General features: G+C 56.2%; 13 protein-coding genes. 7 read left to right on the top strand and 6 right to left on the bottom strand.

Annotated elements, in window-relative coordinates; all coding sequences use genetic code 11:
- Window positions 1-88 precede the first annotated feature (88 nt).
- The 3 genes from NST04_RS05800 to NST04_RS05790 all read left to right on the top strand — a co-directional run bounded on the left by NST04_RS05800 (window position 89) and on the right by NST04_RS05790 (window position 3,259).
- Window positions 89-2,233, top strand: a complete 2,145-nt coding sequence (locus NST04_RS05800) for a bifunctional diguanylate cyclase/phosphodiesterase (RefSeq protein ID WP_341183528.1) — start codon at window positions 89-91, stop codon at window positions 2,231-2,233.
- An 84-nt stretch (window positions 2,234-2,317) separates the two neighbouring features.
- The gene (locus NST04_RS05795; RefSeq protein ID WP_341183527.1) at window positions 2,318-2,629 is read left to right on the top strand and encodes a hypothetical protein; all 312 of its coding nucleotides are present in this window, start codon (window positions 2,318-2,320) and stop codon (window positions 2,627-2,629) included.
- Window positions 2,630-2,782: 153 nt separating this feature from the next.
- On the top strand, window positions 2,783-3,259 hold the full coding sequence (locus NST04_RS05790) for a DsrE/DsrF/DrsH-like family protein (RefSeq protein WP_076080972.1): 477 nt from the start codon (window positions 2,783-2,785) through the stop codon (window positions 3,257-3,259).
- A 17-nt stretch (window positions 3,260-3,276) separates the two neighbouring features.
- Here NST04_RS05790 and NST04_RS05785 read toward each other — a convergent pair whose 3' ends face one another.
- On the bottom strand, window positions 3,277-3,417 hold the full coding sequence (locus NST04_RS05785; protein WP_339220862.1) for a hypothetical protein: 141 nt from the start codon (window positions 3,415-3,417) through the stop codon (window positions 3,277-3,279).
- Window positions 3,418-3,439: 22 nt separating this feature from the next.
- Here NST04_RS05785 and NST04_RS05780 point away from each other — a divergent pair, with 22 nt between their 5' ends.
- Window positions 3,440-4,957: an aminotransferase class V-fold PLP-dependent enzyme gene (locus tag NST04_RS05780; protein ID WP_341183526.1), complete on the top strand. Its 1,518-nt coding sequence runs from the start codon at window positions 3,440-3,442 to the stop codon at window positions 4,955-4,957.
- On the opposite strand, the gene NST04_RS05775 is transcribed toward NST04_RS05780, so the two are convergent.
- A complete protein-coding gene (locus tag NST04_RS05775) occupies window positions 4,943-5,581 on the bottom strand; it encodes a TVP38/TMEM64 family protein (protein WP_209989252.1) in 639 nt (212 codons plus the stop codon). The genes NST04_RS05780 and NST04_RS05775 overlap by 15 nt on opposite strands.
- Window positions 5,582-5,688: 107 nt before the next feature.
- On the opposite strand from NST04_RS05775, the gene NST04_RS05770 reads away from it, so the two are divergent.
- The 3 genes from NST04_RS05770 to NST04_RS05760 all read left to right on the top strand — a co-directional run bounded on the left by NST04_RS05770 (window position 5,689) and on the right by NST04_RS05760 (window position 11,077).
- A complete protein-coding gene (locus NST04_RS05770) occupies window positions 5,689-8,808 on the top strand; it encodes an ATP-binding protein (protein WP_341183525.1) in 3,120 nt (1,039 codons plus the stop codon).
- Between the two features lie 2 nt (window positions 8,809-8,810).
- Window positions 8,811-9,938: a response regulator gene (locus tag NST04_RS05765; protein ID WP_341183524.1), complete on the top strand. Its 1,128-nt coding sequence runs from the start codon at window positions 8,811-8,813 to the stop codon at window positions 9,936-9,938.
- A gap of 464 nt (window positions 9,939-10,402) precedes the next feature.
- A complete protein-coding gene (locus NST04_RS05760) occupies window positions 10,403-11,077 on the top strand; it encodes a cohesin domain-containing protein (protein ID WP_341183523.1) in 675 nt (224 codons plus the stop codon).
- Window positions 11,078-11,288: 211 nt separating this feature from the next.
- Here NST04_RS05760 and NST04_RS05755 read toward each other — a convergent pair whose 3' ends face one another.
- From NST04_RS05755 to NST04_RS05740, 4 genes are read right to left on the bottom strand one after another with little or no spacing between them, the layout of a single operon-like run.
- Entirely contained in the window at window positions 11,289-11,525 is a 237-nt protein-coding gene (locus NST04_RS05755; RefSeq protein ID WP_341183522.1) for a hypothetical protein, read from the bottom strand.
- 1 nt (window position 11,526) lies between these two features.
- Entirely contained in the window at window positions 11,527-12,954 is a 1,428-nt protein-coding gene (hydA, locus tag NST04_RS05750; protein ID WP_341183521.1) for a dihydropyrimidinase, read from the bottom strand.
- Window position 12,955: 1 nt separating this feature from the next.
- Entirely contained in the window at window positions 12,956-14,245 is a 1,290-nt protein-coding gene (gene preA / locus NST04_RS05745; protein WP_341183520.1) for an NAD-dependent dihydropyrimidine dehydrogenase subunit PreA, read from the bottom strand.
- Window positions 14,246-14,277: 32 nt separating this feature from the next.
- On the bottom strand, window positions 14,278-15,669 hold the full coding sequence (locus NST04_RS05740; protein ID WP_341183519.1) for an NAD(P)-dependent oxidoreductase: 1,392 nt from the start codon (window positions 15,667-15,669) through the stop codon (window positions 14,278-14,280).
- Between the last annotated feature and the right edge of the window lie 154 nt (window positions 15,670-15,823).

Here is a 15,823-nt window from a genome sequence, read left to right as displayed (position 1 = left end):
TTTATCGACATTTCCCTGCGGTCTAGGAACCGCTTATTATACGCTTTGACATCTACGGCTTTTATTTTTCCGGTATCGGGGGCAATCCATGGCTTTCCTTAGTAAAAAGCCTTTAAGCATCATCATCGGCTTCATCATCGTCCTGCAGCTCTGCCTGTTCTATTACTATTCCGTTTCCCTGGCCCGGGAATATAGAGCCGAGAAGGCGGATCTGGCCTCACAGGCGGTTACGCTGGCCTCGAACATCGAAGAACGGGTGGCCATTGTGAAAGGGGTCAGCTCCTTTATCCAAACTGTCGGCTTCGATGCCGATCCTGCACTCATCCAAAGCTACCTGGTCACCGCACACGCCAAGAACACCAGCAACGTCACGAATATCATGATCGCTCCGGATGGTCTGATCCGCTACCTCTACCCGCTTGAAGGCAATTCGTCACTGCTAGGCAGAAGCCTGCTGCTGGATTCCTCCCTGGCCTCTCCCGGCATGATCCAAGAAACGCTCCGTTCCCGCAGCATTACAGTAGACGGTCCGCGCACACTTGCCCAGGGCGGCTATGGCATGGTGATCCGGCAGGCTATCTATAAGGATAACTCTCTGGAGGGCATCGTCTCCGTCACCGTAAAGATTGATAATATCATTAACCAGCTTGTGTATAAGGATAGTAATATCTATGTCACTACCAAGGATCATACCTTCCTGTTTGGCAATGAATCCAGTGCGTCGGACCCCCGGCTCACTGTTCCCGTCAACACCTACAATCAGCACTGGCTGATGGGGATTTCCCTGCCCTCCCACAAGAAATGGCAGGTGCTGCTCAGCGTGCTGTGGATTGATATTGCTTTTCTGCTGGTGATTGCCTTCATTCTATATATCTTCTGGTATCAGAGCCGCTTCAACCGTGAACTGGAGCGGTTGGTCAGCATCCGGACCCGCGACCTGCGTATTTCCAAGCGTCTCTATGAGAAGCTTGCCCATTACGACAGCCTGACAGAGATCCCCAACCGGCGCTTCTTCATGGATGAATTTGAGCGTCTGCTGCAGAGCTCGGAGCCGACGCAGACCTATACCTTATTCTTTTTCGACCTGAACCGGTTCAAGGAGATTAATGATACTCTCGGACATTCTATAGGGGACCAGGTGATCAAAACCCTGGCCGGACGGCTCAAATCCGGGAGCCTGCCCTTCAAGCTGTTCGCCCGTACCGGCGGAGATGAATTCGTGATGATCTTCGCGGGGCTGCCGCACACGGATATTCCTGTGATCGCTGGTCGGATCAGCATGCTGATCTCACAGACCCTCCTGATCTCGGGAGCACATCTGAGCCTGTCGACCAGTATCGGCATCTCCCTGTACCCCGAACACTCGCAGAATACAGACGATCTGCTGAAATTCGCTGATATGTCAATGTACCAGGCTAAGTCACAAGAGGACGTCAATTACTTCATCTTCGACTGGGGGCTGCGCGAGAAGCTGGAGCAGAAGACGATGATCGCCAAATACCTGCACTCCGCGCTGGAGCGGGAAGAGTTCGTGCTCTACTATCAGCCTCAGATCAACGCTATCACAGGAGAAATGATCGGGATAGAGGCGCTGATCCGCTGGAATCACCCCGAGAAGGGGCTAATTGGACCAGGGACGTTCATCACCGCAGTCGAAGAAGCCGGGCTGATGATCCAGCTGACCGACTGGGTGCTGCGTGAGGTGTGCCGCCAGCTGTGCGAGTGGCGCAGCCTGGGGATGCCGCTGCTGCGGACTTCAATCAATATCTCCAACAGCTGGTTCTACAACCGTAACCTGATTGAGAATCTGTTCGCCGTGCTTGACGAGTACGGACTGGATACCGGTGTGCTGGAATTCGAGATTACAGAGAGCACCGCGCTGCTGGAGGAGCATTATCCATTGCTGCAGCAGATGCGCGATCACGGGATCATCGTCTCCATCGATGATTTCGGCACGAAATATTCTTCGCTGAATTACCTGAAGCATTTTCCAGTGAACAAAATCAAGATTGACCGCACCTTCATCACAGGCATCGGCGTCAGCTCCATTGATGAGACTATCATCAAATCCATCGTCTTCGTCGCCTCCCAGCTTGGCTATGACCTGATTGCCGAAGGGGTCGAGACGCCGGAGCAGCTGGCCTTCCTGGTGCAGCATAATTGCCCGCATATCCAGGGATTCCTGTTCTTCCCTCCGCTGCCTGCCGATGAGATCCGTAAGCTGGCCTCCTGAAGCTGTCAGGATGCTTTGCACGCGGGTATGGCGATCGTTATAATTAGCTTAATTCCGATGTTAACCCGAAAGGATTCTGAGACCATGAATAGATTAACTACCGGCGAAATGGCCGGCACCGCCCTGTTTGCGCTGATCCTCGCCCTCCTGGCGTACCGGATTATCCGCGGCATGCCGAAGATGGCCGGAGACATTACCGCCTTCCGCAAACGCACCCTCGTCTGGACCCAGGTCGCCCTGGTGCTTACCGTTCTTCAGCTCAACTTCAAGGCCGGGGACTGGCGCTTCGGCATTATCCTCGGCCTGATCGTCCTGTTCACCGGCAGCATCTGGCTGTCCGCCCGCCGCTATGACAACGCCCGCCAGGCTGAGTCTGAGCATCGGGATGAGCATTAAGGCATACGGTACGCCTGCATGCCAGCACAATATGTACATTTCAGGCTCCCGTCAGGGGGCCTTTTCTGTGTCTTCCGGCCGGGCGGCAGGCATACTTTCCCTCTCCCTAACCATACTAATGACATTCTATGGATACCGATGGAGGGCTGATGAATGGGCAAAAAACTGAATCTGCTGATGTTCAGCGGGGAGTATGACAAGGCGATGGCCGGGCTGATTCTGGCGAATGCGGCCAGGGATATTGAGGTGGAGGTTACGATGTTCTTCTCGTTCTGGGGGCTATTTCTCGTCCGGGACCCGGAGACTATGACGCTAGAGGATAAAAGTATCTACGAGAAGCTGATGGATGTCATTACTCCCAAGGGGCCGGAGCAGCTGCCGCTCTCGCGGATGAACTTCAGCGGGCTTGGCAAGCTGATGCTGGAGGAGATGATGGAGGACCAGGGGGCACCGAAGCTGATACATTTTCTGAAGGGGGCGCGCAAAAAGAACATCAAGTTCTACGCCTGCAAGCTCTCGGTGGAGATCATGGGCTTCAAGCCGGAGGAGCTGCTGCCCGAGGTGGAGATTATCGATGCCGCCGCATATCTGAAGGATGCGCTGGAGAGCGATATCCAGCTCTTTATCTGAGGGATATGGGCTTTAACCTAATTACGCCACCGGGCATATACTGAGGCTGACGAAGACGGATTGGTTACGCCCGGCGGGTACGCGGAGGCTACGGCTCGCATGATACTTGCCTTGCGCAGCACCAGAGCCTGCCGGAATCCGTCTGATTGATAGAGCATTCATTGCCTGGAGGGATTGCCCGTGCTGAGTATCCACCGCGCCGCTGCGGCAGACGCGCCTTCTTCACTGCAAGAGCATTTCGCGGCATTCCGTGAGCACACTGTCGGCAGCCGCCATCTGATCTCCACCCCCTACGGACGTCAGCCGCTGCTGTATGCCGACTGGACGGCCAGCGGCCGCCTGTATGAGCCGATTGAGCGCAAAATACAGGAGACCTTCGGCCCCTATGTCAGCAATCCGCATACCGACTCCAACACCACGGGCCTGACCATGACCCTGGCTTACCATGAAGCACGGAACATCATCCGGCAACATGTGAATGCAGCCCCCGCAGATGCCCTGCTCTTCTGCGGCAACGGCACCACCGGCGCGGTGAACAAGCTGCTGCGGATCATGGGCCTGAAGCTGCCGGAATGGCTGAAGCCGCAAACCCTCTGCGCTCCGGAGGAGCGCCCGGTCATCTTCGTCACCCATATGGAGCATCATTCCAATCTGCTGCCCTGGCAGGAGAGCTTCGGCGAGGTGGTTACCGTTCCCTCCGGGCCGGGCGGAGAGATGGATCTGCAGCGGCTCGGGGAGCTGCTGGAGATCTACCGGAACCGCCGCTTCAAGATCGGCTCCTTCACCGCCTGCTCCAATGTCACCGGCATCGACACCCCGTATCACCAGCTTGCTGCGCTCATGCACCGGCATGGCGGGGTATGCTTCGTGGATTTCGCAGCCAGTGCCCCTTACCAGGAGATCAATATGCATCCGGCAGCCCCGCAGGAGAAGCTGGACGCCATCTTCTTCTCGCCGCATAAATTCCTCGGCGGCCCGGGAACCGGCGGCGTGCTGCTGTTCGACACCGCGCTTAGTAACGGCCGTCTGCCGGATGAGCCCGGCGGCGGCACCGTGGTATGGGTGAACCGCTGGGGCGGACGCCGCTACATTGATGATGTTGAGGTGCGCGAGGACGGGGGCACCCCCGGCTTCCTGCAGGCGATCCGCACCGCGCTCTGCGTGAAGCTGAAGGAGCAGATGAACGGAACCGGACAATATATGATCGTCCGCGAACAGGAGCTATGCCGGAATCTGCTCTCGGGGCTTGCGCAGATTCCCGGCTGCTCCGTGCTGGAGGGCGTACACCGTAAGCGGCATGGTATTGTCTCCTTCACGCTGAAGGAGATTCATTACAACCTAGCGGTACGGCTGCTGAATGACCGCTTCGGCATTCAGGCGCGCGGCGGCTGCTCCTGTGCCGGTCCGTACGGCCATCAGCTGCTCGGGCTGAACCCGGCGCAGTCCCAGGCGTTCATCCAGGCGATCCATGCCGGGGACCAGTCGCTGAAGCCGGGGTGGGTCCGCCTGTCCCTGCACCCGATCATGACGGACCGGGAAGTAGAGCATATGGTCTTCGCCGTACAGTCTATCGTCAGCAATATTGGGGAATGGAGTAAGGATTACCGCTACAATGCTGTCACCAACAGCTGGCTTCATACCGGAGAGAGAGGCGTTATAGAGGAGAATGAGGAGATCCGTAAATTATTTGTGCTGTAGCGGAGCGTTGCCGCGCAGCTCCCGCTCCCGCGCCAGCCGGGCGAATCTGGCTTCAATCGCTTTAACCCCCCAGAGTGAAGCTCCGATAAACAGCAGCACATAGATGATCTCCGCCGGATGACGGATGAACCGCTGCACATCATTGCCGATATAGGATACCGCAAATACCATAATGGCTTTGCCGGCGCACAGCGCAATCAGGTACGAGCGCAGCCGCATTCCGGCCAGCCCCGCCGCCATATTAATCACCACGAACGGACCCACCGGAAACAGACTAAGCAGGAACACATAGCTGAACCCGCTCTGGCGGACCCAGGTCATCGCTTTGGCTACCTTGGGCCGCTTGGCCCATTTGCTGAGGTAGGGATGTCCGGCAATTTTGCGGATAATCAGGAAAGTGACCGTACAGCCTGCAACCAGACCGATCCAGGAATACAGGAACCCCAGCCATAACCCGTACACCGCCCCGTTCAGCCCCACAATCGCTATAGTCGGCAGCGGGGGCACGAACGATTTCATGAAGGTAAGCCCCACACCGGGCAACGGCCCGAACGAGCGGTATTGCTCCAGCAGCAGAAGCAGACGCTCCTCGGTCAGCCATGACATAATATTTAAAAAGAACATTTCTTCAGCGCTCCTCAAGTACGATCTGAAATTCAATTATACAACACTTCCGGCGGGAATTAGAAGGAGGCTGGACAAGCGCAAGCTGCCGGAGATATGATGAAATTATGAGAACCTTTGATTATAGTCTGCTGGCCAAAAGAGTGCTCGCCCTGTTATGCATCGGCCTGCTCACCGCAGTGGTGCTGATTCCCCTGCTCGGCTCCTCGTCTGCCTGCTACAGCCCACGGTCAGGATGGGCCGATTTGTCCTCCTGCACCTTCGATAATTCTGCCGTCTACCCGCTCAGAGGGGAATGGGAATTTTACTGGCAGGAGCGGCTGGAACCCCAAGAGACCCTATCCCGAACCGCAGAGGCGCCGGCCTATATGCCCGTGCCCGGCGCTTGGGGCCGGGGGTCAGAGGCTACCGGCTTCTCCCGCTACGGATATGCGACCTACCGTCTGCTGGTTCAGCTGCCGCCAGGGGTTCACGCCTTCGCCCTCAAGGTGAGCAATATCCGCAATGCCAGCGAGGTATATGTAAATGGCGAGCGTCTGGGCGGAAGCGGAACGCCGGGGGAATCCCGGGAGACCACCAAGCCGCGCAACCATCCGTATTCCCTGACTTTTCACAGCAGGGATAACCTGGCGGAGATTCTGATACATACGTCTAATTTCACTTATTCAAACGGAGGCATTGCGGAGCCTATCCGGATCGGCACTCCTGCTGCTATAGCTGCCATCGACCAGCGGAACCGGACCTACGACACTTTGCTGGTGGCAGGCTTTGCTTTTATCGGCTGCTATTTCATCGGCCAGGGCTTGCAGCGCAAAGAGGACAAGTCTTCGCTCCAGCTGGCCGTCTACTGCTTCGTGATCGCCCTCTACATGCTGACTCACAGTGAGAAGCTGCTCTTCGAGTACCTTCCATCCCTCTCCTATGAAGGATTCAGCAAGCTGCAGGCGGTGTCGGGTGTAGTCGGGTTCTATTGTGTATCCAGCTATACCCATTCTTTGTTTCCCGCACTCTATTCCCGGCTTTTCAAGCGGATCTGCTTCGTATATGCCTTGTGCTTCTGCACCATTGTACTGTTCACCACACTGCCTGTATATTTGCGGATTACAGGGGTGCTGCTGGCCTTCAGCTTCATCTCTGTCTGCTATACCTTCTATGTCATGGTCAAGGCTGCCTGGCAGAGGGAGACCGGTTCTAACTATCTGCTAATCGGTGTGATTGCCGCAGTCATGTTCACCTTATCCTTAGTCAGCAATCTGTTCTTCGGTACCGAACTCTACGCGGTTCCGCCGGTAGCCGGCCCAATCTTCATTCTTGCCGAAGGGCTGTTCCTGTCTGCGCGCCACGCCCATGCCTACGAGACCATTAAGCAGCTGTCCCGGCAGCTGGAGCGCAAGGACAGGGATAAAGACGAGTTCCTGCTGAAGACCTCCGCCGAGCTGCGTACGCCGCTGAATGCCATCATTAACGTGGCTTTATCCATGCATGAGGGAGCCGGAGGACCGCTAAGCCCGTCCCAGCGGGAGGATATGCGGCTGATTCTCGGTACTGGCAGAAGGCTGGCCTTCCTGGTCAGGGATATTCTCGATTACGAACAGATCAAGCGCCAGCGCATCACCCTGCAATGGGGGACTGTCGATATTCAAGGGGTAGCGGCCATCGTCATTGAGGTCTTCCAGTTCCTGAACAAAAAGGGCAGCATCCGCATCAAAAATCACATCCCGCCGGGCCGCTTCCTGGTCCAGGCGGATGAACAGCGGCTGATGCAGATCCTCTATACCCTGCTGGATAATGCGCTGAAATTCACGGACCGCGGCAGCGTGGTCATCGAGGCCGCTTGGCGCGAGGAGTTCATCTCCATTGCCGTCACAGATACCGGAAAGGGCATTCCCGAGGATCAGCTGGAGTACATCTTCCGCGACTATGAGCAGATCAGCGAGGCTGATTCCCTTGAGACCGGAGGCCTCGGGCTGAGCCTTGCGATCAGCCGCAAGCTGATAGAGCTGCATGGCGGGAGCATCTCCGTCTCTTCCCGGGTTGGCCGGGGCAGCACATTCACCTTCACGCTTCCGGGCAACGAGGCGGAAGCCGCCGCTGCTGCCCAGACCGGAGAGCAGGCGCTCTTAAGGCAAGCGTATACCCCGCCGGAAATGCTGGATGATCTCTGGAAATACCGGTCGGCTGCTCCGCCGCAGTCCAGCGGACAAGCCGTTCCCTATGCGCCGCGAATCCTGATCGTAGATGACGACTATGCCAACCTGAAGGCACTGACCAACCTGCTGGCGCTGGAGAATTACAGCATCGCAAGCCGCAGCAGCGGCAAGGAAGCGCTGGCGCTGCTGGCTGTAGACCGTAATTTCGATCTCTGCATAATCGATGTCATGATGCCCGAAATGTCCGGGCTGGAGCTGTGCAGGATCATCCGCCAGACTTATACCCCGCTGGACCTGCCGATCCTGATGGCTACGGCCGGGCAGCAGCTTCACTTCAACGAGGCGGCCTTCCGCGCCGGAGCCAATGATTTTATCCATAAGCCTTATATCTGGAGCGATCTGAAGGGACGGGTCAACACGCTGGTTCAACTACGGCGGTCTGTCTCCGAACGGCTCAGCTCGGAGATCGCCATGCTGCGTGCGCAGATCAAGCCGCATTTTCTATACAACGCTATTAATACAATCATCTGGATGAGTACACGTGACACTGAGAAGACGCAGCAGCTGCTATACGATCTAAGCCATTTCCTGCGCGGCAGCTTCGACTTCAGCAACCAGGAGACCGCCATTCCGTTCGAGAAAGAGCTGGAGCTGATCGAAGCCTATCTGTCACTGGAGCAAGCCCGGTTCGGGAAGCGGCTGAATGCCGAGTATCGTATTGAGGTCAGTGAATTCCCGTTGCCGCCGCTGATTGTTCAGCCTATTGTAGAGAATGCTGTTCGTCACGGACTGATGGAGAAGATCGATGGAGGAACGGTAGTCATCTCCACCCGGCAGGCGGGTGGTGATATCCTGATCACCGTCTCGGACAACGGGAAGGGAATGAGCGATGAACAGCTAGCCTCGTGGATGAAGGACGACTACCGGTCTTCGCATGGCGAAGGCACCGGAATCGGCCTGCGGAATATTAACCGCCGGCTGCTCACACAGTTCGGGCGTCCGCTGATCCTTACACGGGGAGCCAGCGGAGGTATAGATGTACTGATAACTATCCCATGGAAGGAGGAGGTCTCCTGAGTATGAGTATCTCTGTAATGGTAATTGATGACGAATGGCCGGCACTGGATCAGATGAAGGGGCTGCTGCTCCAGTGTGAAGGCGTTTCCTCTGTCCTGACGTACGATAACCCGCACGAAGCCCTCGCAGCCGCTGCCAAGCTGAAGCCGGATGTTCTGTTCTTGGACATCCAGATGCCGGAGCTGTCCGGCCTCACTTTTGCCGAGAAGCTGTTGCCAGTATCTCCGGACACAGACATCGTATTCGTAACCGCCTACCGCAATTATGCTGTCGAAGCCTTCGACCTGTCTGCGATGGATTATCTGCTGAAGCCCGTTGATCCTTCGCGGCTGCTCAAGACCTGGAACAAGCTGCTCATTAAGCGTCTATCGCCAGCGGCCGCCGGGGCAACCGGAGCAGCCGGAGAAGCAGGGAGGACAACTGCGTTCCGTCTGCTGGGGGATTATGAGCTAACCAGCCCTCAAGGCTTAGTGAAGTGGAGAACACATAAGGCTCAGGAATTATTTGCGTATCTGTGGATTCACAGGCAGGGCAGTGTCAGCGTCATTCTGAATGATGTGTTTCCGCAGTGGAATTACGAGAAGGGCAAGCAATATCTGCACACTACGGTCTACCAGATCCGCACCACCTTGAAGAAAGCCGCGCTGGAGGACAAGATTGAGCTGACCTTCGGCAGGGAGAACTACAGGCTGGAATCGAGGGGGATTGAGGGGGACATTGAGAAATTCCAGGAAGCCGCAGCTCATGCAATGCAGAATAGCCAGCTGGAGGAACTGCAGAAGGCCTCCGCCCTGTACACCGGTGATCTGCTTCAGTCGCTGGACAGCCTCTGGGTGTATTCTGCCCGTGACAAATACCGGAGGCTATATCTCAAGCTGCTGGAGCAGCTTACCCTAGGATTGGTGCAGGCTGCACGGCCACACGAGGCCGAAGATTACGCCGTGCGCCTGACGGAGCTGGAGCCGCTGGAGGAGAGCTACGCCCTGCGGCTCATCGCGATCTACTACGAAACCGCCAAGCCCCTGCGCGCCCAGCGCAAATTCACCCAATTCAGTGAATCCTACATCGCAGAGACCGGCGACGCCTTGCCGGACTGGTTCGTGGAGGAATACCGGCGGCTGGGGAGCTAGCCTGGGGCATTTTCAGGGGGAAATTGGAGTGTGGTGTGGAGACTGCTTATTGCCGATGGATTATTACTAGCTGAGGGTTAGCAGTGACCCGGGGATAGAGGAATGACTGACTTAATTGTACTTTGTACAACTAAATCGTCGGATTCATAACCCTTACTCCGTTTAGTTGTACTTCGTACATTTAAACAGCGGCCTTCCCTGAGTTTTCACATCATTAGGCAGATTTAGTTGTACAGAATACAGTTAGAAGATATATTTATGCCTATTCGCTGTTTTTAGGTGTACATTCTGCAACTATCCCTGCACCTTAGTAATCTTAGTGATGCACCTGCATTTTTTCGATATTTTACGCCACATTTCGACGTTTATCAGTGTTTTATCAGTGACAATTGTTACCATTGTTCATATACAAAGATCATTCGTGCATAGGGATGCATCATTATGATGGCAATGGGGGATGTAACATGAATAAGAGGAATAGATTCAAGCAGGCAGTCAGAGGGATGAAGGTACTGCCACTTATGATGTCCATGATTCGTGAGGCCGCAGTGGATAACACCGCACCTGCGATGTCTGTTGAGGTCTCCACTGACAAAGAGGTTTATACTCCCGGGGAAGAAGTTACCGTGCTGGTGCATTTAAAAGACTTCACACCAAATGACCCCGGCTACAGCTCTCTTAACTTCATTATCCAATATGACAGCCAGGTATTCGACAACCTTGAATATACGCAGCACTCGGTTTATGCGGAAGGGAATTATACGGCTGGGAGCGAGGTCGATAACCTGTTCCAGTTCAATTTTCAGAGTCCTGTCGATGGCAGTATTTACCTCGGAAAAAACACAAGTATGCGCGGCATCGATATTCAGGTTGAAGCAAGCAGCGGACAGCATACGATTCCTGCGGTAGAGCAGACGCTGGTCACCTTCAAGCTGCGGGTCAAGGAACTTACACTTGCCTCCTCCTCAACGATCAGTCTGGCCAATGAATTCACCCGAATCCGCACCTCAGAAGCCGCGAACAGCTTCTATCTCTACTCGCCCGATGTCACAGCGAACTCCCCGGCAAGGGTCGAAATTGCCCAATCCCCGTCCGTCTCCGTCTTCTCTTCACAGGAGCCGGTCAACCGCCTGGCGTAGCAGCGTATTCTGCAACTGCGGCAGCTCCATCCACATACATATCCCTTACATAATTGGCTGCCGTCTATAATTCTTGTGCTTATGAAGCGTCCGGTTTCAAAAAGGAAGGCACCCTCCGCGAATGTATACACGGAGGGTGGATTTGAATCGCTGACCATCATGTCGATCCTTCGTCAGGAATATAAGGGGGATTAATAACTGTTATGCGGGTTCATCTATGAATCTCAGCCGCAGTCTGTCGGGTTCGGCCAACAAGCAGAGTCGTCACATGCTTGCGCGCGTCCGCTGTGAGCAGCAGCAGCTCCACCGGTCCGCCGGCCGGTTCACTGCGGATGAAGGTAACCCTGGCACCGTCCAGATCCTCATAGATCCCGGCAACGCTGTAGCCCAGCCCGATGAGATTGTCGATTTCCTGCCGTTCCCGGTCGAACTCTGCAAATGCTGACATCTCAGACCACTCCTCCGCTGATTTCAGTCTGGGCCGGATGGGGAGCCTCGGCCTCGAAGCGCTTGCGGTGCAGGTATTTACCCTGTCCTGCGGCACCGACGAATACCTTGTCCTTGATGACAAACTCGCCCCTGCTCAGCACAGAGACCGGCTCGCCCTTGACCGTAAGCCCCTCGAACGCATTGTAGTCCACATTCATATGATGGGTCTCTGCCGACAGTGTCCGCTCCGCTGCCGGGTCGAAGATCACAATATCAGCATCGCTGCCCACAGCAATCGTGCCCTTCTGCGGGAAGAGGCCGAACAGCTTGGCGCTTGAGGTGGCGATGATATCCACGAATTTGTTCAGCGTGATGCGGCCCTTCTGCACCCCTTCGGAGTAGAGGACACTGAACCGGTCTTCGATGGTGGGTCCACCATTCGGGATCTTTGAGAAGTCCCCCCGCCCCAGCTCCTTCTGACCTTTGAAGTTGAACGAGCACTGGTCAGAGCCAATGGTCTGCAGCGTCCCGCTCCAGAGGGCATCCCAGAGTACATCCTGATTCCACTGCTCGCGCAGCGGAGGAGACCAGACATACTTGGCGCCTTCGAAGTCCGGCTTCGCCAGCGCCGACTGATCGAGCACCAGATACTGCGGACAGGTCTCGCCGTAGACACGCAGCCCTTTCTTGCGGGCCTCTGCAATCTTCCAGGCCGCCTCGGCGCAGGTGACATGCACCACATAGAGCTGTGAATCCGTCAGCCCGGTCAAATACGCCGCCCGGCCAGTCGCCTCGCCCTCCAGCTCAGGGGGACGGGTCAGCGCATGATAGATCGGATCGGTATTGCCTGCGGCCAGCGCCTGGTCCACCAGATATTCGATGACATCACCGTTCTCGGCATGCACCATGACCAGCGCCCCTTCGCGCTTCGCCGCCTGAAGCGTCTTATACAGAACTCCGTCGTCGGCCTGGAAGGTGTTCTTGTAAGCCATGAACACCTTCAGCGAGGTGATGCCCTCCTGCTCGATAATCTGCGGCAGCTCGCTGAGCACCTTGTCATTCAGCTCTGACACCATCAGGTGGAAGCTGTAGTCGATGACCGCTTTATCCTGTGATTTGCGATGCCAGGTATCTACGGCCTGCTGGAGCGGCTGCCCCTTCGTGGTCAGGCAGAAATCAATCACCGTAGTGGTTCCGCCGTAAGCAGCGGCAATCGTGCCGGTCTCGAAGTCATCGGCGGTAACCGTACCGCCGAAGGGCATATCCAGATGGGTATGGGGATCAATCCCTCCCGGAAAGAGATAACAGCCGGAAGCATCAATGATCTCCGCTCCCGGCGCTTCCAGATTCAGGCCGGTGCCGCTGATGATTCCGTCCTCAATCAGGACATCCCCCGTATACGTATCTGCCGCTGTAACGATAATTCCATGCTTGATGATCTTCTTCATCTTAACCCACCTCCGCTTCCGAATAAGCACCGTTGACCCCGCTGATGATCCGGCTGCGCTGATTCCAGCTCATCGGGGCCGCTCCGCCCTCCAGTGCTATCATATCAATGGCTCCGTCTGCCGGGCAGACAATTGAACACAGATTGCAGCCTACACAATCCTCCTCGCGCACTTGCAGAATCGCCTTGCCCTCCGCATTCGTCAACATATCGATGCATTGGTGAGAGGCGTCTTCACAGGCAATATGGCATTTATTGCAGTTGATGCAGTTCTCCTCGTTGATCCGCGCAACGACTTGATAATTAAGATCAAGATCGCCCCAGTTGGAATATTTGGGCACCGACTTGCCAATCAGCTCGGTTACCGAAGCCAGCCCCTTCTCGTCCAGGTAATGGTTCAGACCGTCGATCATCTCCTCCACAATCCTGAAGCCATGATGCATAACCGCTGTGCAGACCTGAATCCCGGTTGAGCCCATCAGCATGAATTCGACGACATCCTGCCAGGTGGAGATGCCGCCGATGCCGGAGATCGGCACGCCGACTTCACGGTCCCGGGCACATTCCGCCACCATGCTAAGGGCAATCGGCTTAACGGCCGGGCCGCAATAACCGCCGTGTGCTCCCAGGCCGCCGACATTCGGAATCGTATTCCAGCTGTGGATGTCCACCCCGGCCAAACTGTTGATTGTATTGATCAGGCTGATTGCATCCGCTCCGCCCTTGACGGCATGCCGGGCCACCACGGTAATGTCGGTGATGTTCGGCGTCAGCTTCACAATGACTGGTGTAGTCGCCACCTCCTTGACCCAGGCGGTCTGCGCCTGCACCAGATCAGGCTGCTGGCCCGAAGCCGCGCCCATCCCGCGTTCAGCCATGCCGTGCGGACAGCCGAAGTTCAGCTCCAGCCCGTCTACGCCGATGGCCTCCACGCGCTTCACAATCTCATGCCACTTCTCCCGCTTCGGCTCCACCATCAGGGAAGCAATGATCGTATGGTGCGGGAATCTCCGCTTCGTTTCATAGATTTCCTTCAAGTTAACCTCCAGCGGACGGTCGGTAATCAGCTCAATGTTATTGAAGCCCGCTACACGCTGTCCGCCAAAATGAACGGCGGCAAACCGGGCCGAGGTGTTGATGACCGGCTCCCCGAGCGTCTTCCACACCGCGCCTCCCCAGCCTGCCTCGAACGCGCGCTGCACCTGATAGCCTGTATTGGTAGGCGGCGCAGAGGCCAGCCAGAACGGATTCGGTGACTTGATGCCTGCAAAATCAATGCTGAGATCTGCCATTGCCATTCCCTCCCCCTTCTATGAAATCCGTGTTATACGGCAGAGCCGATTACGCCATCCTGACGGCCTGACCACTGCTTCACAATCGCATAGGCAGCATCCTTGCCCTGCTGCGCGGCAGAGACCACCATGGCCTCCCCCGTCCCTGCACCAAAAACAATATCGCCGGCAGCATAAATCTGCGGATCAGAGGTACGGCCGGTCGCGGGATCAATCTCCACTACGCCCCGCTTATGCTTAAGCCCCAGCGCCTCAATGAGGTCAATCCGCCGTTTCTGGCCGATAGCCACCACTACGGCATCCACCGGGAGCAGGAATTCCGAGCCCGCCACCGGCACGGGAGAGGGGCGTCCATCCGGCCCGGCCTCACCAGTCAGCTCCATCCGTACACATTCCAGTGCCGTAACATTCCCTTCTTCATCCCCGACAATCCGCTTCGGCAGGGTCAGCCAGTTGAACTCCACACCCTCCTGCTTGGCGAATTCATATTCAAAATCATAAGCCGTCATCTCCCCGCGCGTCCGGCGGTAGATCATCTTCACGTTCGCTGCGCCGAGCCGCACCGAGCAGGTGGCCGCATCAATGGCCGTATTGCCTGCACCAATAACAGCGACACGCTGTCCCATCAGCTCCAAGGCAGGAATCCCGGTCTTGGTGGTCTCCACCAGCTCGATCGCATCATAGACACCGGACAGCTTCTCGCCTTCAATCCCCAGCGGAGGCACATAACCCATTCCGGCCGCCAGCACAATCGCATCATATCCGGCCTTAAGCTCTTCTATGGAAATATCCACTCCCACCTTCATTCCTGTGCGGATCTCTACGCCCAGCCTCTCCACCTGCTCCACTTCCCAGAGCGAGATGTCCTGCGGCAGCCGGAAGGAGACAATCCCGTGGGTATCCAGGCCACCGGCCAGCGGCTTCGCCTCATAGATCACTACCTGGAAGCCTTCGCGTGCCAGCTCTCTGGCCGCCGACAGACCTGCCGGTCCTCCGCCGATCACCGCTACTTTCTTGCCGTTAGGCTCACCCGCCCGGAAAAGCTGGAGACCGCTGCGGATCGCCCAATCCGTAGCGTACCGCTGCAGCAGGCCAATCTCAATCGGCGCAGAAGTACCGTTTAACACACAGGCTCCCTCGCACAGCTCCTCCGTAGGACATACCCGTGCGCAGCTTGCGCCGACCGGATTGGCATCCATGATGGTCTGCGCCGATCCTCTGAGATTGTCCGTCGCGATTCTTTTAATGAAGGAAGGGATATTGATGCTGGTCGGACAGGCCTTGATACACGGCGCATCATAACAGTACAGACAGCGGTTAGATTCCTCGATGGCCCCCTTGCGGGTAAGCCCCGGCTCTGCCTCGGCAAAATTACGCATGAACAGCTCAGGTGTCAATGTGGTAAACGGTGAAGATTGCTCCATCGGGTACCCCTCCTTCTGGCCAGAGTAGCTTCCACTCTTGCTTCGATTTATGTTATATAATATAACATTATTACGATGATTGCCTTAATGTTTTGCATACTTGTAAGAATTATTGTAGTAAAATAAACTTCAAGCCGATAAATTCGCTAATCAC

The organism is Paenibacillus sp. FSL H7-0756 (genome assembly GCF_038006765.1).
Lineage (GTDB): Bacteria > Bacillota > Bacilli > Paenibacillales > Paenibacillaceae > Paenibacillus_AQ.
This window is presented reverse-complemented; position numbering and strand designations above follow the sequence as displayed.